Origin of the sequence: uncultured Reyranella sp. (assembly GCF_945957355.1) — a bacterium.
Classification (GTDB): domain Bacteria; phylum Pseudomonadota; class Alphaproteobacteria; order Reyranellales; family Reyranellaceae; genus Reyranella.
In genome coordinates, this window is sequence record NZ_CAMFKM010000030.1 from 12511 (window position 1) to 37107 (window position 24597).

General features: G+C 64.3%; 22 protein-coding genes and 1 tRNA gene. 20 read left to right on the top strand and 3 right to left on the bottom strand.

Annotation, left to right across the window (positions count from 1 at the left end):
* Positions 1-131: 131 nt before the first annotated feature.
* The 7 genes from Q0Q48_RS26925 (at position 132) to Q0Q48_RS26955 (ending at position 9086) form a co-directional block, all read left to right on the top strand.
* Complete coding sequence (locus tag Q0Q48_RS26925; RefSeq protein WP_295145270.1) at positions 132-761, top strand: hypothetical protein; 630 nt, start codon at positions 132-134, stop codon at positions 759-761.
* Positions 762-881: 120 nt separating this feature from the next.
* A complete protein-coding gene (locus tag Q0Q48_RS26930) occupies positions 882-1442 on the top strand; it encodes a hypothetical protein (RefSeq protein WP_295145273.1) in 561 nt (186 codons plus the stop codon).
* Between the two features lie 3 nt (positions 1443-1445).
* Positions 1446-3512: a class I SAM-dependent DNA methyltransferase gene (locus tag Q0Q48_RS26935; RefSeq protein ID WP_295145277.1), complete on the top strand. Its 2067-nt coding sequence runs from the start codon at positions 1446-1448 to the stop codon at positions 3510-3512.
* Complete coding sequence (locus tag Q0Q48_RS26940) at positions 3509-4774, top strand: restriction endonuclease subunit S (RefSeq protein WP_295145280.1); 1266 nt, start codon at positions 3509-3511, stop codon at positions 4772-4774. The genes Q0Q48_RS26935 and Q0Q48_RS26940 overlap by 4 nt, the downstream gene beginning before the upstream one ends.
* Positions 4771-7758: a type I restriction endonuclease gene (locus Q0Q48_RS26945; RefSeq protein WP_295145308.1), complete on the top strand. Its 2988-nt coding sequence runs from the start codon at positions 4771-4773 to the stop codon at positions 7756-7758. Before Q0Q48_RS26940 ends, Q0Q48_RS26945 begins: the two co-directional genes overlap by 4 nt.
* 150 nt (positions 7759-7908) lie before the next feature.
* Positions 7909-8799, top strand: coding sequence for an ATP-binding protein (locus Q0Q48_RS26950; protein WP_295145310.1), 891 nt, complete (start codon positions 7909-7911; stop codon positions 8797-8799).
* Positions 8793-9086: an STAS-like domain-containing protein gene (locus tag Q0Q48_RS26955; protein WP_295145312.1), complete on the top strand. Its 294-nt coding sequence runs from the start codon at positions 8793-8795 to the stop codon at positions 9084-9086. The genes Q0Q48_RS26950 and Q0Q48_RS26955 overlap by 7 nt, the downstream gene beginning before the upstream one ends.
* 185 nt (positions 9087-9271) lie before the next feature.
* Here the strand turns inward: Q0Q48_RS26955 and Q0Q48_RS26960 are convergent.
* Positions 9272-9347, bottom strand: a tRNA-Ala gene (locus tag Q0Q48_RS26960).
* A 57-nt stretch (positions 9348-9404) separates the two neighbouring features.
* Positions 9405-9761, bottom strand: a complete 357-nt coding sequence (locus Q0Q48_RS26965) for a TIGR02300 family protein (protein WP_295145315.1) — start codon at positions 9759-9761, stop codon at positions 9405-9407.
* Between the two features lie 144 nt (positions 9762-9905).
* Between Q0Q48_RS26965 and aroA the strand changes: the two genes are divergently transcribed.
* From aroA to Q0Q48_RS26995, 6 genes are all read left to right on the top strand, one after another.
* The gene (gene aroA, locus Q0Q48_RS26970) at positions 9906-11261 is read left to right on the top strand and encodes a 3-phosphoshikimate 1-carboxyvinyltransferase (protein ID WP_295145318.1); all 1356 of its coding nucleotides are present in this window, start codon (positions 9906-9908) and stop codon (positions 11259-11261) included.
* A complete protein-coding gene (locus tag Q0Q48_RS26975; RefSeq protein WP_295145321.1) occupies positions 11258-11890 on the top strand; it encodes a d(CMP) kinase in 633 nt (210 codons plus the stop codon). Before aroA ends, Q0Q48_RS26975 begins: the two co-directional genes overlap by 4 nt.
* A gap of 151 nt (positions 11891-12041) precedes the next feature.
* Positions 12042-13769, top strand: coding sequence for a 30S ribosomal protein S1 (gene rpsA, locus Q0Q48_RS26980; protein ID WP_295145324.1), 1728 nt, complete (start codon positions 12042-12044; stop codon positions 13767-13769).
* 130 nt (positions 13770-13899) lie between these two features.
* Positions 13900-14262, top strand: a complete 363-nt coding sequence (gene ihfB / locus Q0Q48_RS26985; protein WP_295145351.1) for an integration host factor subunit beta — start codon at positions 13900-13902, stop codon at positions 14260-14262.
* A 61-nt stretch (positions 14263-14323) separates the two neighbouring features.
* Entirely contained in the window at positions 14324-14722 is a 399-nt protein-coding gene (locus Q0Q48_RS26990) for a lipopolysaccharide assembly protein LapA domain-containing protein (protein WP_295145327.1), read from the top strand.
* Positions 14719-15726 (top strand): ornithine cyclodeaminase family protein, encoded by a 1008-nt coding sequence (locus Q0Q48_RS26995; RefSeq protein ID WP_295145330.1) that lies wholly within the window; start codon positions 14719-14721, stop codon positions 15724-15726. Before Q0Q48_RS26990 ends, Q0Q48_RS26995 begins: the two co-directional genes overlap by 4 nt.
* On the opposite strand, the gene Q0Q48_RS27000 is transcribed toward Q0Q48_RS26995, so the two are convergent.
* Entirely contained in the window at positions 15713-16930 is a 1218-nt protein-coding gene (locus Q0Q48_RS27000) for a CoA transferase (RefSeq protein ID WP_295145332.1), read from the bottom strand. The genes Q0Q48_RS26995 and Q0Q48_RS27000 overlap by 14 nt on opposite strands.
* 289 nt (positions 16931-17219) lie before the next feature.
* Here Q0Q48_RS27000 and Q0Q48_RS27005 point away from each other — a divergent pair, with 289 nt between their 5' ends.
* The 7 genes from Q0Q48_RS27005 to Q0Q48_RS27035 form a co-directional block, all read left to right on the top strand.
* Positions 17220-17693, top strand: coding sequence for a MarR family winged helix-turn-helix transcriptional regulator (locus Q0Q48_RS27005; RefSeq protein WP_295145335.1), 474 nt, complete (start codon positions 17220-17222; stop codon positions 17691-17693).
* Between the two features lie 57 nt (positions 17694-17750).
* Complete coding sequence (locus tag Q0Q48_RS27010) at positions 17751-18581, top strand: FAD binding domain-containing protein (RefSeq protein WP_295145337.1); 831 nt, start codon at positions 17751-17753, stop codon at positions 18579-18581.
* Positions 18578-21286, top strand: a complete 2709-nt coding sequence (locus Q0Q48_RS27015) for a molybdopterin cofactor-binding domain-containing protein (protein ID WP_295145338.1) — start codon at positions 18578-18580, stop codon at positions 21284-21286. Before Q0Q48_RS27010 ends, Q0Q48_RS27015 begins: the two co-directional genes overlap by 4 nt.
* Positions 21283-22713 (top strand): 6-hydroxynicotinate reductase, encoded by a 1431-nt coding sequence (locus tag Q0Q48_RS27020; RefSeq protein ID WP_295145340.1) that lies wholly within the window; start codon positions 21283-21285, stop codon positions 22711-22713. The genes Q0Q48_RS27015 and Q0Q48_RS27020 overlap by 4 nt, the downstream gene beginning before the upstream one ends.
* Positions 22710-23555: a UPF0280 family protein gene (locus Q0Q48_RS27025; protein WP_295145342.1), complete on the top strand. Its 846-nt coding sequence runs from the start codon at positions 22710-22712 to the stop codon at positions 23553-23555. Before Q0Q48_RS27020 ends, Q0Q48_RS27025 begins: the two co-directional genes overlap by 4 nt.
* Positions 23552-24139 (top strand): amino acid synthesis family protein, encoded by a 588-nt coding sequence (locus tag Q0Q48_RS27030; protein ID WP_295145346.1) that lies wholly within the window; start codon positions 23552-23554, stop codon positions 24137-24139. The genes Q0Q48_RS27025 and Q0Q48_RS27030 overlap by 4 nt, the downstream gene beginning before the upstream one ends.
* A gap of 112 nt (positions 24140-24251) precedes the next feature.
* Positions 24252-24597: ABC transporter substrate-binding protein (locus Q0Q48_RS27035; RefSeq protein WP_295145348.1), on the top strand; the 346-nt coding region annotated here is incomplete at its 3' end.

Below are 24597 nucleotides of genomic sequence, written 5' to 3' on the forward strand. Positions count from 1 at the left end.
TGCCTGGGTCGGGACGAAAGCTTTCCCTGAAAATGGAAAAGAACAGCACGTTAGCCCCATCTTTAGGGATATTGGAAGTCCGCGATGGAGCAAGGTTGTGCCGGTTAGCCTAATGATTTCGGGATAATCCAATGGGCGGCATTGGTAGCGGTAATCGATGGCGCCACGGTGCCAGATCATCGACCGATGATCTCCACGGCCTCGATATCCGGCGCCTTGCGGCCAAGGGCGCCCTGCGGCCCGGCTTTGTCGGGAGCTGGCAGTGGCTGCGACGAGACAAAGTGGTCGCTTCGATCGGCCTTCGGACCGAGTCGGACAGGCTGATCCTGACGTACCAGCATAGCAGCCAGGGCGGCGACTGGGAGGATGAACGCTACTCTGTAGGCCTTAGCTGGACCCGCTGCCATTTGGGCGGCCACCGGCCGTGGTTCATGTGCCCGGCGTCGGGTTGCGGGCGTCGTGTGGCCGTTCTCTACGGCGGCCGGATCTTCGCCTGCCGCTACTGCCATCGTTTGGCCTACGCCAGTACCCGCGAAAGTCCTGGTGATCGGGCTGCACGGAAGGCGGACAGGATTCGGCTGCGGCTTGGCTGGGAGCCCGGGTTCCTCAACGGGGACGGCTGGAAGCCGAAGTGGATGCGCTGGCGGACTTTCGCGCGCCTGAAACAGGAGCACGACCAATTGGTGGGTCGATCCTGCGCCGAAATCGCCCACAAACTCAGGCTGATTGGTGAGGAGCCGCCATCCCAGAAAATTGAATGATTTCAATGAGGCATGCTAAGTTACCCACCAAATTTAGGAAAAACAGCGAGGGAGCTTTTGGGCGGTTCTCGATCGGGCCGGGTGGGCGGTAATCCTGCTTCGGAGGCATGTGCTTCCATCGTGCTGAGCACCACCAATCTGCTGCGCGCGGGCCTGCGCAGCGGCATCAAGGGGACGTTGCGGTGGCGATTGTGGGTCGACGCCAAACCCTTTCCAATCGTCTTCCAGATCGATACGACCCAAGAGTACGGCGCCTTTTTCGAGTTGGTACATCGCCCCCGGAACGGAGACCGGACCATCCATCGCTACAAGGTTCGGCTGCTCAGGACGCCGCAGCCGCTCGGCGGCAGCCGTTGGTGGTTCGAGTGCCCCCATAGTTTCCGAAAGACGATGAAGTTGTATCTGCCGCTGGGCGGGTCCCGCTTCTACAGCCGTCAGGCTTACCAGCTGGGCTACGCTTCGCAGCGGGAGGATGCGATGGGACGGGCTCAGCGTCAGGCGATGAAGGTGTTCCGCAGGCTTGAAGGCGAGGGAAACTGGCGCGATGGGCCGCCGCCCAAACCCAAGTGGATGCGCTGGCGGACCTACGATCGGCTCGCAGACAGGTTCGACTACTACAATGCCCGCTTTGACGGGGTATGGCTGGACAGCGTCGCCGGACTACTCGCAAAGAAGAGTTGAGGGTTGCCGCTGACGGCGCTGGCAGAATGGCTGTGTGTTGGGGGAATGACGGTGGCAAGAGCAGAAATTCAGTCTCTGAGCGGATTCGTTTGGTCGATCGCCGAAATATTGCGAGGGGACTTCAAGCAATCAGAGTACGGCAAGGTCATCTTGCCGTTTGTGGTGTTGCGTCGACTAGATTGCATCCTGGAATCGTCGAAGGGCGCCGTGCTGACGGCCGCGAAGGACCTGCCCAAAGGTGTCGATGATGCAACTCGAGACATGATCCTGTTCGGTGCCGTTGGCGGCAACGTGAAGGTCTACAATCTGTCGAAGCTGACCTTCGCCAGCCTCAAGGGCCAGGACCCCGCGCAATTGCATGACAACCTGGTCAGTTACATCAGCAAGTTCTCGGCCAACGTCCGCGACATCGTCCTCGATAAGTTCCTCTTCACCGATCAGCTCAAGCGTTTGAAGGAGGCCGGCATCCTCTGGAACGTCTTCGAGCGCTTCACCGAGATCGACCTGCATCCAGACAAGGTCAGCAGCGTCGACATGGGCTACCTGTTCGAGGATCTGATCCGCCGCTTCTCGGAAATCTCCAACGAGACGGCCGGCGAGCATTTCACCCCGCGCGAGGTGATCCGCCTCATTGTCGAGCTGCTGATCGCTAACGACGACACTAAGCTGACCGGCAAGGGCATCATCCGGCAGGTCTACGACCCTGCCTGCGGCACCGGCGGCATGCTGGCGTTAACCGAGGAGGCGCTGAAGGAGTTCAACCCCTCGATTCGCGTCGAGCTGTTCGGGCAGGAGCTAAATGGCGAGTCCTTCGGCATCTGCAAGTCGGACATGCTGGTAACCGGCCACGACCCTGAACAGATCGCCTTCGGCAACACTCTGACGAACGACGCCCACAAGAGCAGGACCTTCCACTACATGCTGTCCAACCCGCCGTATGGTGTGGACTGGAAGAAGTATCAGGAGGCGATCCGGGATGAGGCCGAGACGCTGGGCATCGATGGTCGCTTTGGCGCCGGGTTGCCCCGAATCTCCGACGGGCAACTCCTGTTCCTGCAGCATATGATTTCCAAGATGCGCGACGACGAGGCTGGCTCACGTATCGGCATCGTCATGAACGGCTCGCCCTTGTTCAGCGGTGGGGCGGGCTCGGGCGAGAGTGAAATCCGCCGCTGGATGCTGGAGAGCGACTGGGTCGAGGCTATCGTCGCCCTCCCGACCGACTTGTTCTACAACACCGGCATCCAGACCTATGTGTGGCTCCTGACAAACCGTAAGCCCATGCCTCGGCGCGGTAAGGTTCAACTGATCGACGCCAGCGCCGGGCGTTTCTGGAAATCCATGCGCAAGTCGCTGGGTTCCAAGAGGCGGGAAGTTCCCGAAGAAGCGCGGAAGGAGATCGTTCGCATCTATGCCGAAATGTTGAACGGCGACGCTGAGTATGGCGAGTTTTCCAAGATTTTCGACACCACTGACTTTGGTTATCGGGAAATCCGCGTTGAGCGGCCCTTGCGGTTGAACTTTCGAGCGAGCCAAGAGCGAATCGCTCGGCTGCGGGATGAGAAGGCGTTCAGAAAGCTGCCCGAAGACGAACGCCAATTGATCGAGGTTGTCCTTCTCGGCATGGGGCACAGGCTGTTCCGCGAGCGTGATGCCTTCGAAAAGGAGCTGACCAAGGCGCTTAAGGCCGGTGGTGCGAAGACCGCCCCGGCGGTTCGCAAGGCCATTCTATCGGCCCTGGCCGAGCGGGACGAGGAGGCCGGCATCTGCGCCGACGCAGCCGGCAGGCCCGAACCCGACCCAGAACTGCGTGACCATGAGCTGGTGCCGTTGAAGGAGGACTGGCGGGGCTTTGTAGCGCGTGAGGTGACGCCCTTCGTGTCTGATGCTTGGGTGGACGAGAACTACCGTGACGCGCGCGACGGCGAGGTGGGGCGCGTTGGTTACGAGATTAACTTCAACCGCTATTTCTACCGCTACGTCCCGCCTCGCCCGCTGAAGGAGATCGACGCCGAGTTGAAGGCGCTGGAGGCTTCGATCGTCGGGCTCCTGAAGGAGGTGACGGCGTGACCAGCGTGCGACTGAGGCATCTCGCGAAAGTCGGTCCACGACCGGCGCTCGCTCATCTGAACGCCGAGGATGCGGAGGTTACCTTTGCACCAATGGATACTCTTGCGGACGGTCCCGGCGGACTGGATACGTCGCAGACACGCCCCGTCAGCGAAGTATCTTCCGGTAGCTACAACTTCTTTGCGGATGGCGACCTTCTTCTTGCAAAAGTTACCCCATGCTTCGAAAATGGAAAGAAGGCGCTTGCTAAGGGTCTCGTGAATGGCGTCGGCTTCGCGACGTCGGAAGTTCACGTCATCCGGCCGAATACCCACCGGATAGATCCACGATACCTGTTCTACGTTCTGAGTTCTGAGGACTTCAGGGCCGCTGGGATGGCAAGCATGACTGGCGCTGGCGGGTTGCGGCGGGTGGCAGAATCCGCTGTGCTTAACTACCGGCCTCGTATATCCGACCTCCCCACACAAAAGGCCATTTCGGCTTTCCTCGACCGCGAGATTGCCAGCATCGATCAGCTGATCGAGAAGAAAGCCACCTTTATCGCAACCCTTTTGGAGCGCGAATCCGGTTTGGTTAGGCGACTTCTATCAGGCGGAAAATCCCAACATACCAAACAGAAGGCGGCTGCCGCACCGTGGCTTCAGTCCGTACCGGAGGATTGGGACGTCGTGCCACTCCGATATCTTGTGAAGATTTCGACAGGTGGTCGAGACACACAGGATAGAACAGACGGTGGGCAGTACCCCTTTTATGTACGCTCAATGAACGTAGAGCGGATAGATTCCTACTCCTATGACGAGGAGGCAGTCCTTACATCCGGCGACGGCGCGGGCGTTGGGAGGGTCTTCCATTACGTCACAGGAAAGTTCGAGCTGCATCAGAGAATGTATGCCTTCACAAAGTTCAAGCGCCTTTCAGGGCGGTATTTTTTCCATTTCATGAAGACATTCTTTCATCTTCAGATGACGCAGTGGTCTGCAAAGTCGACCGTCGACTCCGTCAGAATGCCCTTCTTGAAGAGCATGCTGTTCGCTATCCCTCCTTGGACTGAGCAGGAAGCAATCCTCAAAGAAATCGACGCGAACCTCCATCGGACGTCTAACTTGATTGAGACGATGGATAAATCAATTCAGAAACTGCACGAGCTCCGCGCGGCACTGATCACAGCCGCTGTAAGCGGTCAGATCGACTTAGCCACTTGGCGTAAACGCGGCGCCACCGACCGGCGGCTGGACGAGATCCGGGAGGCGATGCACGCATGACGATCTCCTCTCATGACCTCCATAAGGAGCAGGTACTTCAGGATCATCTTATTGACCAGCTTGTCGGAGAAGGAGGTTATCTACGGCGCAACCCCAAGGCAGACTACCGTCGGGCAATGGCGGTGGATCCAACTCTGGTCCTGCGCTTCGTCCAAAGCACGCAGCCGGGAGAGTGGGCGAAGCTCCTGGCGCACTATGCTACGTCGGCCGAGGACACCTTCTTCGCCCAACTCGGTAAGGCGCTGAAAGACCGGGGGCTGCTCGACGTCCTCCGCCGGGGCATCAAGATCGTGCCCGGTATCCAGTTCCGGCTCTGTTACTTCAGACCGGCGAGCGCGCTGGAGCCCAAGCGTGTTGCGGAGTACCAGGCCAACATCTTCTCGGTGATGAAGGAGGTCGAGTATAGCCAAAAGCACGACGGCCGGTTGGACGTTGTCTTGTTCGTCAATGGTCTGCCTGTTGCCACGATAGAGGCCAAGAATCTCCTTACAGGTACGACTTTCCGCCACGCCGAAAAGCAGTACCGCCAAGATCGCTCACCCGCGGGCGAGCCCCTGCTGACCTTCAAGCGTGGCGCGTTGGTGCACCTCGCGCTGGACGAAGACAATGTCTCAATGACGACCCGGCTTCAGAACGGCAAGACGCGCTTCTTGCCGTTCAACCGCGGCCGCAACGGCGGCGCGGGCAACCCCGATGTCGAGGGTGACTTTCGGGTGGCCTATCTCTATCGCCCGGGGCCGTGGGGCGACGCCATTTTTTCGCGCGCGGTTCTCCTCGATATCATTGGCCGATTCATCCATCTTGAGATTGCAGGCAAGACCGAGACGCTGATCTTCCCTCGTTTCCAGCAGCTGGACGCAGTGCGTCGCATGATGGCTCACGCGCAGAAGCACAGGGCAGGAGGCAATTACCTCGTTCAACACTCGGCTGGCTCAGGCAAGTCGAACACGATCGGCTGGCTGGCGCACCATGCCATCAACCTGCACGACGCTGCGGACAAGCCGGTGTTCGATACCGCCATCATCGTCACTGACCGGATCGTGCTCGACCGGCAACTGCAGGAGACGGTCTCTCAGTTCGAGCAGACGCAAGGCGTCGTGCACAGAATTGACGGAACCTCGCGCCAGCTGAAGGAGGCCATCGCCAAGGGCGCACGCATCATTGTCACGACCATCCAGAAATTCTCGACCGATCATCTAAAAGAGATCTCGGGGCAAAGCGGCCGAACCTTCGCGGTGATCGTCGATGAGGCGCACAGCAGCCAGTCGGGCAGGTCCGCGCAGGCCCTGACCGATGCGCTGACCCGTGAGGCGACATCGAGCGAAGACATTGAAGACATCGTCGCGGCGTTCCAGAAGGCCCGCGGGCCGCAGGCGAACGTCAGCTTCTTCGCCTTCACGGCAACGCCGCGCAACGTCACGCTGGAGCGCTTCGGCATCAAGGGCGCGGACGGGCTGCCCCACCCGTTTCATCTGTACTCGATGCGGCAGGCCATCGAGGAGGGCTTCATTCTGGACGTTCTCCAGAATTACATGACCTATCGAGCCTACTACGAACTCGAAAAGGCGATCGAGGATGATCCCGAACTCAGTGGGCGACGTGGGCAGCGCCGGGTGGCGCGGTACGCGAACCTGCATCCGACCGCGATCGGCCAGAAGGTCGAGATCATTGTCGAGCACTACCGCCGGCATGTCATGGCGATGCTGAATGGCCAGGCAAAAGCCATGATCGTGACCGGCAGCCGGGATCACGCCCTGCGCTACTATTTTGGGGTTCGCGACTACATTCAGGCCCAGGGCTATACCGACCTGAAGGCGCTGGTCGCGTTTTCGGGCGAGCTGATCAATGAAGGCGAGACCTACACCGAAGCCAGTCTCAACGGCTTTTCCGAGACCGAGCTTCCCGGCCGCTTCGACGGAGTCAGGCCGGACGGTACGCCCTATCCAGACCAGTTTCAGATTCTGATCGTTGCCGAGAAATATCAGACCGGCTTCGACCAGCCCAAGCTCTGCGCTATGTATGTCGATCGCAAACTGGCGGGACTGCAGGCGGTGCAAACTTTGTCACGGCTCAATCGTACGACGAACGGCAAGGACCAGACCTACATCCTCGACTTCCAGAATACCGTAGAGGAGATCCAGGAGGCGTTCCGGCCCTACTTCGAGGTGACGGCGCTGGAGGCCAATTCGGATCCCAACCTTGTCTATGATCTGGAAGGGCGGCTCTTCAAGTTCGGCTATCTCGATAAGGGGGAGATCGAGCGCTTTGCAAAGACGTTCTATAAGGGCGTGCTGACGGCGGGCGACCGCGCGCTGCTTGAAGGACTCGTCAAACAGGCAGTCGGGCGCTTTGAGGCCGATGACGACGAAGGCCGGCAAGAAGAGTTCCGCCAGCTGTTGCGCAGTTTCATGCGCTTCTACAGCTTCGTTGCCCAGATCATGACGCTGGCGGATACGGGTTTGGAAAAGCTCTACGCGTACGCCGCATGGCTGGCGCGGCTGCTCCCCAACCGGGAGGTGCCAGCCGAGATCGAGATCACCGACGACATGCTGCGCTTGCATGCGTTCAAAGTGGAGCAGAAGGAGCATGGCAAGGCGTCCCTGCAGCCCGGGGATGTCGCGCCGCTCCAGCCGATCAGCGAGTTTGGCGCCAAGCCCTATACCGAGGACGAGAAGAAGGAGCTGTCCGAGATCGTCAAGGCTTTCAATGACCGCCACGGTACCGACTTCTCAGAGGCCGACATCGTGCGCTTCGAGCAAGTCAATCGTGAGATCCTTAGCACCGATCTGGCGGACATGCTGCGCAACAATCCTCCGGACGTGGTCTATTCCGCCTTCGCGCAAGCATTTTTCCAGGGCGCTATCCGCATGTTTCAGCGCGACAAGGAAATGCAGAACATCGTGCTGACCGACAAAGACGCGCGGGACAAGGCCACGCGACATTTCTTCAATCGGGCACTGCGGGACGTGCGAGCGCCAAACTAGGAATCTTTAGGGTGTCGCCCTGGGAGGCGCCATGGAGTGTTTTTCAAATCGAAGACGGGTAACTGCAAGCTGTCTCGTTCAACGTCGGGCGGATGAGGCTTGCGCGCATGATAAAATCTGGATTGCAGTGGGCTTGAGTAATTCACTCACATGATTAAAAGTGCCGGGGTGCCCACCCCTGTCAATCTGCCCAGTATTTTTAATTACCAGAGCATGTACGGCTTTACTGGAGCCGTTGTGGGGCCGGATGGCTATCCGCGAGACGACGCCTTTAACTTTAATTTCCAGAACCTGAGCTGGATTGATGGCTCCGGTCTAACTGTGTTTTGTAACACTCTGGAGTGGCTTCATAGCCACGGTGTCAAGATGACATTCTCAGGCCACGACCTCGCTAAAAATGCGATTGTTTACCTGGATGATTGCCTTTTTTTTGCCCGGTATCTGGGCGCCAAATTGCGACCTCAAGCAAAAGCCCGCACTACCACGCTTCCTTTCGTAAAGGTCGCTCACGCGGATACATTCGGTTGGCTTGAGTTCACCTTTACGCCTTGGATGTCGCGGGTTCTGCAGACGAATCCAGCTTCACTCGGCAGTGTACGGGCGTGCATCAAGGAGGTTTTCCTAAATATCTCAGATCACTCCTCCCAGAGCTGTGGCTTCGTGCATGTCCAACACTACCCCAGGGCGAACGAGGTTAAGGTCACGCTCTCGGATTTCGGGAAGGGTATACCTGCGAATATCCGAACAAAATGTCCTGACATCGATGATGGAGCTGCAATCTTGCGCGCAACCCAGCCCGGTTTCACGACCAAGAGCACCCCTCGAAACATGGGCGTTGGCCTAGATTTCCTCATTGAGAGTGTCACTGGAAACAAGGGTTCAGTTGCAATATATTCGTTTAGAGGTTCGTTGTTGTGCGTAAGCGGGGGGCGTTACCCCGGTCTTGGGAACGCGAGTTATCCCGGCACGTTGGTCGAGTTAACGCTTCGAACGGATTGCTTCATTGGAGACGAGACAGAAGAGGAGGATCTGAAGTGGTAATTCTAATCCTCGATCATGTAGACCGTGCCTATACAGCTCAAGACGGAGCTGTAATCTACTCTGCTCTAAAGCAAGCATTCGCAAGCGCCGGCAATGTCTCTCTGTCCTTCACAGGAATTTCGGATATTCCTTCGTCGTTTGTGAACTCGGCTCTTGTGCCTTTTGTGCAAGAGCGAGGAATTGATTGGCTGAAGGCCCGCCTTACCGTCACCGGTGCAACAAAGCAGGTTGCCTCGATGATAAGGCGCTGTTTAGACAATGCTGAGCATTCCTTAGAAGCAGCCTAGCGCTACGTTTGCGGCCGTTGTCGGCCGATAAACCCCAAGTAATTTTAGGTGAATGTCGAATGTGCTTTGCGCAGGTTGAATCGTGCCTGCTCGCAAAGAGCGACGTTGCACGGCCCCTCGTGTCCCCCCTGTGTCCCCACAAAATCGAAGGGGTTAGCTGTTTCCAGCTAACCCCTTGATTTTATTGGTGGAGCCAAACGGGATCGAACCGTTGACCTCTACAATGCCATTGTAGCGCTCTCCCAGCTGAGCTATGGCCCCGAAATCCTTGGGAAGGCGCGAGGTTATAGTTCCTGCCTCGCGCGCTGGCAACAGCCTCTAGCGGTCGCCTTCCTCCTTGTCATCAACTTCGACGTCGACCTCGATATCGTCCTCGTCATCATCGAGATCGTCCGCGGCCAGCGCCTCGTCGCCGTCCACGTCTGGCAACTCGTCGCCGTCCAGGTCATCGACCTTCTTCTTCGCTGCTGCCGCCTTGGCAGCCGCTGCTGCGGCGGCGGCTGCCGCTGCTGCCGTCGCGGCGGCCGCACCGCGGCCCCGGCGAACCTTCACGAAGTCCTCGCGATCGTGCTCACGCCCGCACTTGGGGCATTTGATCGGGCTCTTGTTCAGGTCGTAGAAGCGCGCTGCACAGCTCTGGCAGGTGCGTTTGGTGCCCCAGCTCGCTTTGACCACGCTGAATCTCCTGCAAATAAGCTGGAATCGGCCGAATGGGCCGCGAGGGAGCGCGTATGTCACGCGTCTTTCACCCTGTCAAAACCAAATTCGGGCATGCTACGAGGGCGCCGCGCCGCAACCGCCTTTCGCCCTACTTCTGCCGTGGAGACCGCCCTGTCCGCTCATGCCGCTCCGGCGAAGCTCATCGCCCGCCCCGTGGACCGGCTGCAGGGCCGCGTCCGGGCGCCCGGCGACAAGTCCGTTTCCCATCGCTCCCTGATGTTCGGCGCCCTTGCGCTGGGCGAAACCAGGATCAGCGGTCTGCTGGAGGGGGAGGACGTGCTGGCGACGGCCGCCGCCCTGCGGGCGCTCGGCGCCCAGGTCGAGCACGAAGGCGGCGGCGCATGGCGCGTGCGCGGATTCGGCGTCGGCGGCGCGCGCGAGCCGGACAATGTGCTCGATCTCGGCAATTCCGGCACCTCCGCGCGGCTGCTGTCCGGCATCCTGGCCAGCCATCGCTTCACCAGCTTCATGACCGGCGACGCCTCGCTGCGCCGCCGGCCGATGCAGCGGGTCATCGCACCGCTGTCACAGATGGGCGCCCGCTTCGAGGCCCGCGAGGGTGGCCGCATGCCGCTCGCCATCGTCGGTACCGACGAGATGGTGCCGATCGAATACCGCCTTCCGGTCGCGTCGGCGCAGGTGAAGAGCGCCATCCTGCTGGCGGGCCTGAATACCGCGGGCGAGACCACCGTGATCGAACCCGAGGCCACGCGCGACCATACCGAGCGCATGCTGCGCCATTTCGGTGCCGAGGTGCGCGTCGGACCGGCGGAGGGTGGCGGCAAGCGCATCACCGTCGTCGGCTGGCCCGAACTCAAGGCGCGCGACATCGTCGTCCCGGGCGATCCCTCCTCGGCGGCCTTCGCCGTCGTGGCGGCCGCCATCCGGCCGGGCAGCGACGTGACCGTCGAGAATGTCGGTCTCAATCCGCTGCGTGCCGGCCTCTACGACACGCTGCGCGAGATGGGTGCCGATATCACGCTGGAGAACCAGCGCGAGGTCGGCGGCGAGCCGGTGGCCGACCTGCGCGTCCGCGGCGGCGAACTGAACGGTGTCGAGGTGCCGCCGGAGCGGGCGCCGTCGATGATCGACGAGTATCCGATCCTGGCCGTCGCCGCCTCCTGTGCCCGAGGCACCACGCGCATGCTGGGCCTCGCCGAGCTGCGCGCCAAAGAGAGCGACCGGCTGGCCAGCGTGTCGGCGGGGCTGGCGGTGAATGGCGTTCGCCACGAGATGGGCGCCGATACACTCTTCGTGCACGGTACCGGCGCGGCGCCGGCCGGGGGCGGGACGGTCGTCACCCATCTCGACCATCGCATCGCCATGTCGTTCCTCGTGCTGGGACTGGCGTCGCGCGACGGCGTGGCGGTCGACGACGGCTCGCCGATCGACACCAGCTTCCCGGGTTTCGCCCGGCTGATGGGTGCGCTCGGGGCGAGGATCGAGGCGGCGTGACCACCAGACCGGTCATCACCATCGACGGGCCCGCGGGGGCGGGCAAAGGCACGCTGGCCCGCCGGCTGGCCGGGCATTTCGGCCTGCCCCATCTCGACACCGGCCTGCTCTACCGGGCGGTCGGGCTGAAGGCGGCGAAGACGGGCCGCGCGCCGGCCGAGATCGCCGCCGGGCTGGAGCCGTCCGACCTGGCTGATCCCGAGCTTCGGACCGACGGGGCGGGCCAGGCCGCGTCGAAGGTCGCCGTGATTCCGGAAGTTCGGGCCAACCTGCTGGATTTCCAGCGGAAATTCGCCACCCAGGCGACCGGCGCCGTGCTCGATGGGCGGGACACCGGCACCGTCATTTGCCCCGACGCACCGGTGAAATTGTTCGTGACGGCCAGCGTCGAGGCGCGCGCCGAACGCCGGTACCGGGAGTTGCGCGCCAAGGGTGTCGACACTATAAAGCCGCGCGTTCTTGCCGAGATGGCGGAGCGGGACCGTCGCGACAGCGAACGGGCGGCAGCACCACTCATTGCCGCACCCGATGCTTACCACCTCGATACCAGCGACATGGATGCCGACGCGGCCTTCGCCGCGGCTTTGGCGTTCATCGAGCGCAAGGGCTTTCGATCCTCCGGGCCGTAAGTCGCCGCCGGCGGATCGAAGACTTCCAGCGGCGACTGCGCCGGGACGTGTCGTCCCTGCGCCGGTGTTTCAAGGCAGTGGATCCGCCGGACTTAACCGGTTGGCCGACGGGCGGCAGCGTTTCGCCCGGGATCGATGAAGGAGAGTTTGAATGGCCAAGGGCAGCGCCCTGCGTACCCCGAACGACGCCGCAAGCGCCGAGTTCGCAGCACTACTCGATGAATCGCTGGGCGGTTCGTCGAGCTTCGAAGGCACGGTCGTCAAGGGCCGCGTCATTCGCATTGCCAACGATTTCGTCGTGGTGGATGTCGGCCTCAAGTCCGAGGGCCGCGTCGCACTGCGTGAGTTCTCCAACGGCGGCGCCGCCCCGGAAGTGAAGGAAGGCGACGTGGTCGACATCTTCGTCGACCGTATGGAGAACAAGGAGGGCGAGGCCGTCCTGTCGCGCGACAAGGCTCGCCGCGAAGAGGCCTGGACCGTTCTCGAGAAGGCGTTCACCGACCAGGAACGTGTCATGGGCACGATCTTCGGCCGCGTGAAGGGCGGCTTCACGGTCGACCTGTCGGGCGCCGTGGCCTTCCTGCCGGGCAGCCAGGTCGACGTGCGCCCGGTGCGCGACGTCGGCCCGCTGATGGGCCAGGCCCAGCAGTTCGCCATCCTCAAGATGGACCGTCGCCGCGGCAACATCGTCGTGTCGCGCCGCGCCGTCATGGAAGAGACCCGTGCCGAGGACCGCACGCGCCTGATGGGTGCGCTGTCGGAGGGCCAGGTGCTCGACGGCGTCGTCAAGAACATCACCGACTACGGCGCGTTCGTGGATCTGGGCGGCGTCGACGGCCTGCTCCATGTCACCGACATCGCCTGGAAGCGCATCAACCATCCGTCGGAAGCCCTCACCATCGGCCAGCAGGTCAAGGTGCAGGTCGTCCGCTTCAATCCCGAGACGCAGCGCATCTCGCTCGGCATGAAGCAGCTGATGAGCGATCCGTGGGACGGCGCGGGTGCCAAGTACCCGGTCGGCCTCAAGCTCAAGGGCCGCGTCACCAATATCACCGACTACGGCGCGTTCGTCGAACTGGAGCCGGGCGTCGAGGGTCTGGTCCACGTTTCCGAAATGAGCTGGACCAAGAAGAACGTGCACCCCGGCAAGATCGTCTCGACCTCGCAGGAAGTCGAAGTGATGGTGCTGGACGTCGACATGTCCAAGCGCCGCATCTCGCTCGGCCTCAAGCAGTGCATGGCCAACCCGTGGGAGAGCTTCGCCGATCAGTACCCGGCCGGTACCGAGATCGAAGGCGAGGTCCGCAACATCACCGAGTTCGGCCTGTTCGTGGGTCTGCCCGGCGACATCGACGGCATGGTTCATCTCAGTGACCTGAGCTGGGACAAGGCCGGTGAAGAGGCGATCCGCGACTACAAGAAGGGCGACCAGGTCAAGGTCAAGGTCCTCGACGTCGACATGGACAAGGAGCGTATCTCGCTCGGCATCAAGCAGCTGGCCAACGATCCGTTCGAGAAGGTCGGCGCGGTCGCCAAGAAGGGCGACGTGGTCACCGTCATCGTGGCCGGCATCCAGGACAACGGCATCGATGTCACGGTGCAGGACGGCATCCCGGGCTTCATCCGCAAGACGGAGCTCAGCCGCGACCGCTCCGAGCAGCGTCCCGACCGTTACGCGATCGGCGACAAGCTCGACGCCAAGATCACCAATATCGACAAGGCCTCGCGCCGGGTCGTGCTGTCGGTCAAGGCGCGCGAGCTCGACGAGGAGAAGAAGGCGATGGCCGACTTCGGTTCGTCCGACTCCGGCGCCAGCCTGGGTGACATCCTGGGCGCGGCCCTCAAGAAGAGGGCCGAGGCCGACGAGGACGAGAAGTAAGCCGTCTTCATCAAGGTTTACGGCAAGGCCGACCCGCAAGGGTCGGCCTTTTCTTTTGGTTTCAAGGGGTTAGGCTTGACGAACCCGTTATCCGGTTTAATATCAAGGACTTAATCATTGTGCTCAGGGGCTGAATCGCCCCGTTCATGGAAACGCGATGACCAAGTCCGAGCTGATTGCCCGCCTGGCGGCCCGGAATCCGCACCTCTACCAGAGGGACGTCGAGCGGATCGTCGCCACCGTGTTCGACGAGATTTCCAAGGCTCTCGCGACCGGCCATCGCGTCGAATTGCGCGGCTTCGGCGCGTTCTCCGTGAAGCAGCGGGATCCGCGCACCGGCCGCAATCCGCGCACCGGCGAGCAGGTCGCGGTCGCTTCCAAGCGCGTTCCCTACTTCAAGACCGGCAAGGACCTGCGCGACCGACTGAACAAGGAGGCCGCGCGCGCGGCCGGCCTGCTGCCGCCGGAACCCGCGGACGACGACAAGAAGTAGCGCACCGGACCGATTGTCCGCCTCGCGTCGCGGGGGCGTGGTGTGGCATGCTCCGCCCCGCATGAAAATCCTTTCCCGCGTCCTTTTCCTGCTCTTCATCCTGATCGGCGTTCTGGTCGCGGTCAGCAACGCCCAGCCCGTGCAGCTCGCACTGTGGCCGCTGCCGCATATCATCGTGATGCCGGTCTATCTCCTGGTCATCGCCATGCTGATGCTGGGCGTCCTGGCAGGGCTCGGCATGGGCTGGTGGGCCGGGCGGCATCATCGCCGCCGGGCTCGCGAGGCTGGCGGCGAGGCAGCGCGGCTGGACCGTGAAGTTGCGCGCCTCCGGGCCGCGCAGGCTGTGCAACAAGCGGCACCGGCTGGTCCCGCGCCGCGCGACCAGCGCGCCCTCGAGCGGCAGAGCGCGCTGGTGGCGCCCGAGCTTGGCTCGCAGGCCAGGCGGGGTCCGTTTTCATGAAGGTCCTGTCGGCGGCCGAGATCGACGCCGCCCTGGACGACCTCGCGCTGATCGACCGGCTCGACACGCTGTTCCGCGCGGGCTGCGAGATGCCGGTGAGGCATCATCATCCGATCAGGGAGCCGCTGGGGCCTGGTTCGGCCGACGCGATGCTGCTCCTGATGCCGGCCTGGACGACGGGCCGGTCGGGGGGCTCCTCGGGCCGGGTCGGCGTCAAGGTCGTCACGGTGTTCCCGGACAACGGCAAGCGCTCGCTGCCCTCGATCTACGGCCAGTACCTGCTGCTCGACGGCAACACCGGTGCGACGCTGGCGCTGCTCGACGGCACGATGCTGACCAAGCGGCGCACCGCCTGCGCCTCGGGCCTCGCCTCGCGCTACCTGTCGCGACCGGACGCCTCGCGGCTGCTGATGATCGGCACCGGCGCGCTGGCGCCGGAGCTGATCCGCGTGCATGCCAAGGTGAGGCCGATCCGTGAGGTGATGATCTGGGGCCGAACGGTGTCTCAGGCCGAGTCCCTCGCGGCAAGACTGTCGGTCTCGCTGCCTGAAGCGGTTGGCCGTCCGGTTACCGTCCGGGCCGTCACTGATCGCAAAGCGGCGGTCGGGGAAGCCGACATCATCTCCTGCGCCACGCTCTCCAGGGCGCCTCTGGTCGAGGGCGACTGGCTGCACGAGGGCCAACATGTGGATTTGGTCGGCGCCTACACGCCCCAGATGCGTGAAAGCGATGACCGGGCGGTGCAACGGGCCCGTCTCTACGTCGACACTCGCGCCGGCGCATTGAAGGAAGGCGGCGATGTCGTCCAGCCGATCGCCAGCGGGGTGATCGGCGAAGCCCACGTGATCGCCGACCTGTTCGAGCTCTCACGCGGCCAGCAGGTCGGCCGTGCGGCCGATGACGCCACCTCGATCACGCTGTTCAAGTCGGTCGGGGCGGCGCTCGAGGATCTCGCCGCCGCCGAGCTGGCCGTGGAAATGGCGGTCGGGGCTACGGCTCGATAAGCGCGCCCGACGTCTTCAGGGCCTCGATGTCTTCGGCGCTGACGCCGGCCTCGGCCAGTAGGGCGCGCGAATCCTGTCCCTGCAGCGGCGCCAGCGACCGGATGGACGGCGGCGTCCTGCTCATGGTCATCGGCGGCTCGACCATCATGATCTCGCCCTCCGACGGGTGCGGATACTTCCTGAAGAGCTTGCGCCACACGAGGTGCGGGTCCTCGAACAGGTCGGCCGGCCTGGAGACGGGAGCGTTGGGAATCTGTGCCTGGTCGAGCAGCTTCACCCATTCGGCCGTCGTCTTGGAAGGCGCCAGCGCCTCGACCATGGCGTACATGTCGCCGATATGCATCGAGCGCGCGTTGATGGTCGAATAGCGCGGATCCTTCAGCACCTCCGCCCGGCCCACCAGCTCGAAGAAGTTGCGCCAGTGCTTGTCGTTGTACGGCAGGATCGCCATCCAGCCGTCGAGCGTGCGGTAGGGCTTGCGGGTGCGAGCGAGCAGGCGCGTGTAGCCGACCTCGCCCTCGTCGCTGAAGGTCCGCTCCCACATATGCTCGACCATCAGCCACGCCGACATGGTCTCGAACATCGGCACCTCGACGAACTGGCCCTCGCCGGTGCGCTGCCTGTGCATCAGCGCTGAAAGAGTGGAGAAGGCGAAGGTGAGCCCGACCGTCTTGTCGGCGATGATGGTTGGCGGATAGCGTGGGACGTCGTCGCCAGCGGCCCGGCCCATCAGGTCGGCGATGCCGAAGCGGGCCTGGATGGCATCATCGTACGCAGGCAGTTTTCCGTAAGGACCTTGGGCCGAGTAGCCGTAGGCGCCGACATAGACGATGTCGGGCTTCACCTTACGGATCTCCTCGTAGCCCAGCCCCAGCGCCTCGATGGCCTGCGGTCGCAGCGCGTGAACGAAGGCGTCGGCCGTGGCCACGACCTTGAGCAGGGCGGCACGCGCCTCGCCGTTCTTGAGATCGAGGCAGAGCGAGCGCTTGTTGCGATTCACATACAGGTAGGTCGGTCCCATGCCAGGGGTCCTGCCGGGCTTGCCGATGTGACGAACCGCATCGCCTTCCGGTGCCTCGACCTTGATGACGTCGGCGCCTTGGTCGGCCAGCAGCATCGTGCCGTAGGGGCCGAGGATGATGTTGGTGAGGTCGACGATCCTGATGCCTTCGAGCGCGCCGGGCATGGCCTTTTCCTGTGTCATGGCTGTGTCCGATCACACTGCCATCGCCATGTCTGCGCGTCATCGTCCTTGCCATTGCGTCGCAAAACGCCGCCCGAAATCCTTGAAGCCGCGAGATAATGCCCGGTGGTCACAATGGGCTCCTCGATCGCTTGGGTAGACGGTTGCAGCAGTGGCAGAAGTTCGCGCTTTACGATTCCCGAGTCGGGGAGTCAGGACTGCGCTCATTCACCTTCGGCAAAGAGTGTTATGTGACCGTTGTGCGACGCGCTTTGGCGGTGTAGCGAAGGAGCAGCAAGCCGGGGGGGCGATGCGAAGCAACGTTGCAAAGAAGCAGCTCGAGTCGAAGACTGCGTCGAGTGCGGCATCCAGGCCCTATCGCATCGAAGACCAGATCGGCTACCTGCTGCGACGCGCTCATCAGCGCGCGAGTGCCATCTTCCAGACCGGCATCGGCGATCCCAACATCACGCCGACCCAGTATTCGAGCCTGGCCAAGCTCGACGAATATACCGAACTGTCGCAGAACCTGCTGGGCCGTCTCGTCGGCATGGACAAGGCCACGATGCAGGGCGTGGTCCGTCGGCTGAAGGAACGCGGCCTCGTCGATTCACGGCCTGATCCCGGCGACGCGCGCCGGACGCTTCTCAGCCTGACGACCGAAGGACAGAGACTGGTCAACAAGCTGCTGTTGAACGGGCCTGCCGTCTCGCGCGAGACCCTGAAGCCGCTCAATGCCCAGGAGCAGAAGCAGCTCCTCGATCTTCTGTCGCGGATCATCTGAATTCGACTCATCGTTTGACTCGCGCGCGGCCTGTGTCATCGTACGTACACGAACGATATGGGCGACTATCTCCGACCCCGAGGCCTTGAAGAGGCGCTCCAGGCACTGACCCGGCCTTTCATGGTGCTCGCCGGCGGCACTGACTTCTATCCTGCACGCGTGGGACGTTCCGTCACCGAGGACATCCTCGATATCGCGGGAATAGCGGCTCTTCGCGGGATCTCCGAGACCGACGCCGGTTGGCGCCTGGGAGCGACGACGACGTGGAGCGAGTTGATCGAAGCGCCCCTGCCACCGTTGTTCGACGGGTTGAAGCGGGCGGCGCGCGAGGTCGGCGGCCGCCAGATTCAAAATGCCGGGACGATCGCGGGAAATATCTGCAATGCCTCGCCGGCGGCCGATGGGGTGCCGGCCCTGCTGGCGCTCGAATCCGAGGTCGAGCTTGCCCGTCGGGATGGCGTGCGCCGGATTCCGCTTTCCGCATTCATTACGGGCGTGCGCAAGACGGAGCTGCAGCCCGGCGAGCTCGTGGTGGCGCTCCATGTGCCGCGTCCGGGACATGATGCGAGAAGTGCGTTCCTTAAGCTGGGCGCACGCCGCTACCTGGTGATCTCGATCGCCATGGCCTCGACCGTGGTCGAAGTCGAGCATGGAAGGGTCGCAGCGGCGCGCGTTGCCGTGGGGGCCTGTTCGCCCGTTGCGCAACGGCTGCCGGCGCTGGAGCAGGCGCTGACCGGCGCTCCGTTCGACGCGCGCCTCGGCGAACGGGTCGCCGCTTCCCACCTGGCGCCGCTGTCGCCGATCGACGATGTGCGTGGCAGTGCGGGTTATCGCAGCGACGCGGCTCTGGTCCTGCTGCGGCGGCTCCTCTCGACGGTGGCTGCATGAAGCTCGAATTCACCCTCAACGGACACGCGGCGAGCTGGGACGGCCCGCCGGTCGCGCGGCTGGCGGCGGCCTTGCGCGACGACCTTGGCCTCACCGGAACGAAGATCGGCTGCGATGCCGGTGATTGCGGTGCCTGCACGGTCCTGCTCGACGGGCGGCAGGTCTGCTCCTGCCTCGTGGCCATGGGGCAGGTCTCGGGCCGCAGCGTCGAAACGGTCGAAGGGCTCGAAAGTGGACCGGATGCGATGGCCGCACTCCAGCAATCGTTTCTCGATCATGGCGCGGCCCAGTGCGGCATCTGCACGCCGGGCATGCTGATGGCCGCGCAGGAGCTGGTGCGGCGCAACAGCAAGCCGACCCGTGCCGAGGTCGAGGACTCGTTGGGTGGCGTGCTGTGCCGTTGCACCGGCTACGGCAAGATCGTCGATGCGGTGATGGATGTCGTCGCGCCGGCGCCCGCGGCGGCCCCGCTGGCCGGCGAAGCCATTGGGTCGCGCATCGTCCGTGTCGACGGTCCGGCCAAGGTCACGGGCCGCGACCTGTTCGGCGCCGACGCCATTCCCGCGGACGCGCTCTGGATCCGCGTCGTGCGCTCGCCCCATGCACGGGCGCGCTTCGAGCTGGGCGATCTCGAGCCGCTGCGCCAGCGTCTCACGGCCGTGCTGACGGCGGCCGACGTGCCGTTCAACGGCTACGGCATCTATCCTGACATCAAGGATCAGCCGGTTCTTGCGGACGGGCAGGTCCGCTATCGCGGTGAGGCGGTCGTCGCCCTGGTCGGCGAGCGCGCCGAGGTGATGGCGATTCGGGACGACGAAGTGCCGATCACCTGGATGCCCGAACCGCCTCTGTTCGGCGTCGATGCCGCGATGGCGGAAGGTGCGCCGCTGGTTCAGGCCGACAGGCCGGGCAACCTGCTGCTGAAGGGCGGGGTCAAGCGCGGCGATCCGGCCGCCGCGTTCAAAGCCTGCGCGGCCCTGGCCGAAGGCACGTTCGAGACCGCGTTCGTCGAGCATGCCTACGTCGAACCGGAGGCCGGCTGGGCGCGCCGGGTCGGCGACCGCATCGAGATCCACGCCACGACGCAGACGCCCTACATGGATCGCGACGAGATCGCCAACCTGATGCGGCTGAAGCCGGAGGCCGTGCGCGTCGTGCCGACCGCTTGCGGCGGCGGCTTCGGCGGCAAGCTCGATCTCTCGGTGCAGCCGCTGATCGCGATCGCGGCGTGGACGCTGGGACGGCCGGTGGCCCTGGTCTACACGCGGCCCGAAAGCATGGCGGCCAGCACCAAGCGCCATCCTGCCAGGGTGAAGGCGCGGTTCGGCTGCGATGCCGACGGTAAACTGCTCGCCTGCGACGTGACCGCTCTCTTCGACACCGGCGCCTACGCGTCCTGGGGACCGACCGTCGCCAACCGCGTACCGGTGCATGCGATGGGCCCCTATGCCATTCCCAACGTGCGCACCTGGGGCGAAGCCTTCTTCACCAACGGTCCGCCGGCCGGCGCCTTCCGCGGATTCGGCGTGCCGCAGGCCGCCATCGCCCATGAGGCGATGCTGGACGAACTCGCGGACAAGCTCGGGATCGACCGGCTGGAGTTCCGGTATCGCAACGCCCTGCGCGCCGGCGACACGACCGCGACCGGCCAGACGCTCGCGCACTCGGCGGGTCTCTCGCAGTGCCTCGACGCGCTGCGGCCGCATTGGCGCAAGGCGCACGAGGAGATCGCCGCCTTCAACGCGACGGGCGGTTCGCACCGTCGCGGCATCGGCATCGGCTGCATGTGGTACGGCATCGGAAACACCTCGATGTCGAATCCCTCGCGCATGCGCGTGGGGCTGTCACCGGCCGGGACGCTGACGCTCTACAGCGGCGCGCTCGACATTGGCCAGGGCAGCAACACCATCATGGTGCAGATCGCCGCCGATGCGGTCGGCCTGCCGGCCTCGCGGTTCGCGCTGGTGACGGGCGATACTGATCTCACGGCCGATGCCGGCAAGACCTCGGCCTCGCGCCAGACCTTCGTGTCGGGCAAGGCGGCTGAAAAGGCGGGACAGGACCTGCGCCAGCAGATCCTGCGACTGGCCAATGCCGGCCCCGACGCGCTCCTGTCGCTCGAAGGCGCAACGCTTTCCGTACGCGACGGCGCCGAGGTGAGGACCATCGATCTCGCCACCGCCGGACCGCTGATGGGCGAGGGCACCTTCGATCCGCCGACCACGCCGCTCGATGCCGACGGCCAGGGCGTGCCCTATGCGACCTATGCTTTTGCGGCGCAACTGGCCGAGGTCGAGGTCGATATCGAGTTGGGGACGGTGAAGGTCCTGCGCATCGTGGCCGCGCACGATGTCGGGCGGGCGATTAACCCGACCCTCGTCGAAGGCCAGATCCAGGGCGGCGTCGCACAGGGGCTGGGCCTCGCGCTGATGGAAGAGTATCTGCCCGGTCGCACCGAGAACCTGCACGACTATCTCATCCCGACCGTGGGCGATGTGCCGGAGATCGAATGCCTGCTGATCGAGGACCGCGAGCCGCTGGGCCCGTCCGGCGCCAAGGGGATCGGCGAGCCGGCCCTCGTGCCGACGGCACCGGCGATCCTGGGCGCGGTCCATCATGCGACCGGTGTCCGCGTTCATCGCGTTCCGCTGCTGCCGCACCGGCTGCGCGAAGCCATCGTCGCCCTGAAGGGAAAACCGCAATGAGCGAAGACATCTCGCTCTCGGAGGCCGAACGCAGCGCCGGCATCGTGCGCTGCGACGCCTGTCCTGTCCTGTGTCGCATCCGTCCCGGCCGCGCCGGCGCCTGCGACCGCTACGCCAACGAGAATGGCGCGCTGGTCCGGGTCGACCCGCTGGTCCTCCTGGCCAAACCCGATCTCGCGCGCGTCGCCTTCATCGAGGGGAGCGACGCGTGGCGCGGCGAACTCGGAAAGGGTGAGGGCGCCTTCGTCACCGGCATTGGCGCCACCACGACCTATCCCGACTACAAGCCCGCGCCCTTCATCGTCTCCTCCAGGCATGACGGCGTCGACATGGTCACGGTCGTGACCGAGGGAATCTTCAGCTACTGCGGCGTCAAGGTGAAGATCGACACCGATCGCTATCTGGGGCCCGAGCAGGCGACGGTGCGGGTGAAGGGCGAGGCGGTGGGCCATGTCACCACGGCGGAGTATGGATCGCAGATGCTGTCGCTGGGCGGCGTGCATCATCTCACCGGCGGCAGCAAGAAGGAGGGCGTCGTCACCTGCGACGCGCTGCTGGCGCTGTGCAATCGGGAGGCCGTCGAGCTCAGCATCGACGGCGGCTCGACCGTGGTCGTGCAGGCCGACAGGCCACCGGTGGTGAACGGCGTGCTCGAGGAACGCATGCGCGTGGGCTGTGGCTCCGCGGCCATCGGCATGTTCGCACCACAATGGAAGGACCATGTCGACGAGGTGATCGTGGTCGACGACCACATCACCGGCGTGCTCAGCGAGCACCAGGGCGGGGTCTTCCTCGATATGAAGCCGGCCGGCATCCGCGTGCGCGGCCGCCGCTCGACGCCGGGCCGTTATTTTCAGGTGGCCGAGCCGGGGCTGGGCTGGGGCGGCACCAACGTCAGCGATCCGCTGGAGATCATCGAGAAGATCGATCCCAAGCAGGCCTGGCCGGGACTGAAGCTGCTGATGGTCTCGACGACCGGCGAGCATTCTGCCTGGTTCACGCTCGACGAGGAACTCAAGCCCAGGCCGGCCGAAATGCCCGCGCCCGTGCGCCATGTCGTCGAGCGTATCGCCGAGAATTGCGAACCTGCGCTCTGCACCGTCCTGTTCATGGCCGGCGCCGGCGGCTCGCTGCGCGCCGGTGTCACCGAGAACCCGGTGCGGCTGACGCGCTCGGTGCGCGATACGCTGACGAAGGTCACGCTGGGCGGCGCGCCCGCCTTCATCTGGCCGGGCGGTGGCATCACCCTCATGGTCGACGTGGCGCGTATGCCGGAGAACTCCTTCGGCTACGTGCCGACGCCGGCGCTGGTCGCGCCCATCGAATTCACCCTGCGCGCCGACGACTATGCGGCGCTGGGCGGCTACGCCTCGCGCGCCGTTACGCTGGAAGACGTGCTGGCCCGCCACAAGGTGCGGGTCGAGTGACCGCCGTCGCCGCTCACCTCGGCGACGGGCGGCTGCATCTGCAGCACGGGCCGATCGATCTCATCGTCGAGGCGTTCGGCGTGCCGGATGAGGTCGAGCGGGCCTATGGACAAGCCACCGATCGTTTCGGCGATATCCTGACGGTTCTGGTCGACGAGTTGGCCGTACTGCGCCGGCCGGTCGGAGATGCCTATCCCCTGTTGCAGGGTCCGGTGGCGCGCCGCATGGCCGAGGCCGTCTGGCCCCACCGAGCCGCCTTCATCACGCCAATGGCGGCCGTCGCCGGCGCCGTGGCCGACGAGATGCTGCAGGCGCTGGTCCGCGGCCGCGCGCTCGACAAGGCCTATGTGAACGATGGCGGCGACATCGCGATCCATCTGGCGCCCGGACAGTCGCTGCGGGCCGGCATCGTCGCGCAAGCCCTCGACGGTACGGCGCTGCTCACGCACGAGCGGCCGGTGCGCGGGATCGCGACCTCGGGCCGGGGCGGGCGCTCCTTCTCGCTGGGCATCGCGGACTCCGTCACCGTGCTCGCCGCCACGGCCGCGGCGGCCGATGCGGCGGCCACGATGATCGCCAACGCACTGAATGCCGATCATCCGGCCATCGAGCGCCGGCCGGCGCATTCGCTCGATCCGGACAGCGATCTCGGCGAGCTCTTGGTGACGGTGGCGGTCGGTGACGTGCCGGCGGAGATCGTCGAGATGGCCCTCGATCGCGGCGCGGCGGAAGCGCGGCGCCTCAGGCTCTGCGGTCTGATCGACAGCGCGGCCCTGTCGCTGCGCGGACACTGGCGAATCGAAGCGGGCGGCACGCCGCTTGCTCTGTCGGAGGCGGGATGAGCGATCTGGTGAAAGTGCGGAAATACGTGGCGACGGTCGAGGAGACGCTCCACGACTTCGGACCGGCCCTGGCGCGGCCGGTGACCAAGGCCGTGGTCGGCGGCGTCATCGCCAACCCCTATGCCGGACGGCACGAGGCCGACATCCAGCCGATGATGAAGGCGCTGGAGCCGTTCGCGATCGAGCTCACCGAGCGGGTGATGAAGATCCTGGGCGCCAGAGGCCCGGAGCTGGAAGCCTACGGCAAGGGCGCCATCGTCGGGCTGAACGGCGAGCTGGAACATGCCGCGCTGTGGCACCAGCCCAGCGGCTTCGGCATCCGTCAAGCGATGGGCGGCGCCAAGTCGATCGTGCCCTCGACCGTGAAGGTCGCTTCCGCCGGCGCTCGCATCGACATTCCGCTGCATCACGTGACGGCGGCCTATGTGCGCAGCCATTTCGACGCCATCGAGTTCTGCGTGCCCGATGGACCGCGACCGGACGAAATCGTGTTCATCGTCGCCGCCGCGATCGGCGGCCGCCCGCATGCGCGGGTGGGCGGGCTGACACCGGCCGAGATCAAGCTGGGGGATGGGCAACGATGAACGACGAGCGCAGGCCGAGCGAGCTTCGCCGACTGAGCGCTTGTGGGAGAGGGGCCGGCCTCGCTAGGGTCGGTTCACAGGGAGTGTTTCACTTATACAAGAGGGGGATGTCATGCTGACCCGCAATCGCCTGCTCGCCGGCACCGCCGCGCTCGTGGCGCTGTCGCTCGTCGGACCGGCTGCCGCACAGGCACCGATCAAGATCGGCGAACTCAACAGCTACAAGGTCTTCCCGGCCTTCCTCGAACCCTACAAGAAGGGCATCGAGCTGGCGGTCGAGGAGGTCAACGCCGCGGGCGGTGTGCTCGGGCGCAAGATCGAGGTCGTGAGCCGCGACGACAACGGCAATCCCGGCGATGCCGTGCGCGTCGCCGAGGAACTGCTGAGCCGCGAGGGCGCCTCGTTCCTGATCGGCACCTTCCCGTCGAATGTCGGCCTCGCCGTCGCCGACTTCGCCA

Coding starts and splice junctions, on each gene's coding strand:
- Q0Q48_RS27000 (WP_295145332.1), bottom strand. CDS start 16,930: ATGACACAGGAAAAGGCCATGCCCGGCGCGCTCGAAGGCATCAGGATC.
- Q0Q48_RS27015 (WP_295145338.1), top strand. CDS start 18,578: ATGAAGCTCGAATTCACCCTCAACGGACACGCGGCGAGCTGGGACGGC.
- Q0Q48_RS26925 (WP_295145270.1), top strand. CDS start 132: ATGGGCGGCATTGGTAGCGGTAATCGATGGCGCCACGGTGCCAGATCA.
- Q0Q48_RS26950 (WP_295145310.1), top strand. CDS start 7,909: ATGATTAAAAGTGCCGGGGTGCCCACCCCTGTCAATCTGCCCAGTATT.
- Q0Q48_RS26945 (WP_295145308.1), top strand. CDS start 4,771: ATGACGATCTCCTCTCATGACCTCCATAAGGAGCAGGTACTTCAGGAT.
- rpsA (WP_295145324.1), top strand. CDS start 12,042: ATGGCCAAGGGCAGCGCCCTGCGTACCCCGAACGACGCCGCAAGCGCC.
- Q0Q48_RS26990 (WP_295145327.1), top strand. CDS start 14,324: ATGAAAATCCTTTCCCGCGTCCTTTTCCTGCTCTTCATCCTGATCGGC.
- Q0Q48_RS27005 (WP_295145335.1), top strand. CDS start 17,220: ATGCGAAGCAACGTTGCAAAGAAGCAGCTCGAGTCGAAGACTGCGTCG.
- Q0Q48_RS27010 (WP_295145337.1), top strand. CDS start 17,751: ATGGGCGACTATCTCCGACCCCGAGGCCTTGAAGAGGCGCTCCAGGCA.
- Q0Q48_RS27030 (WP_295145346.1), top strand. CDS start 23,552: ATGAGCGATCTGGTGAAAGTGCGGAAATACGTGGCGACGGTCGAGGAG.
- Q0Q48_RS26995 (WP_295145330.1), top strand. CDS start 14,719: ATGAAGGTCCTGTCGGCGGCCGAGATCGACGCCGCCCTGGACGACCTC.
- Q0Q48_RS27020 (WP_295145340.1), top strand. CDS start 21,283: ATGAGCGAAGACATCTCGCTCTCGGAGGCCGAACGCAGCGCCGGCATC.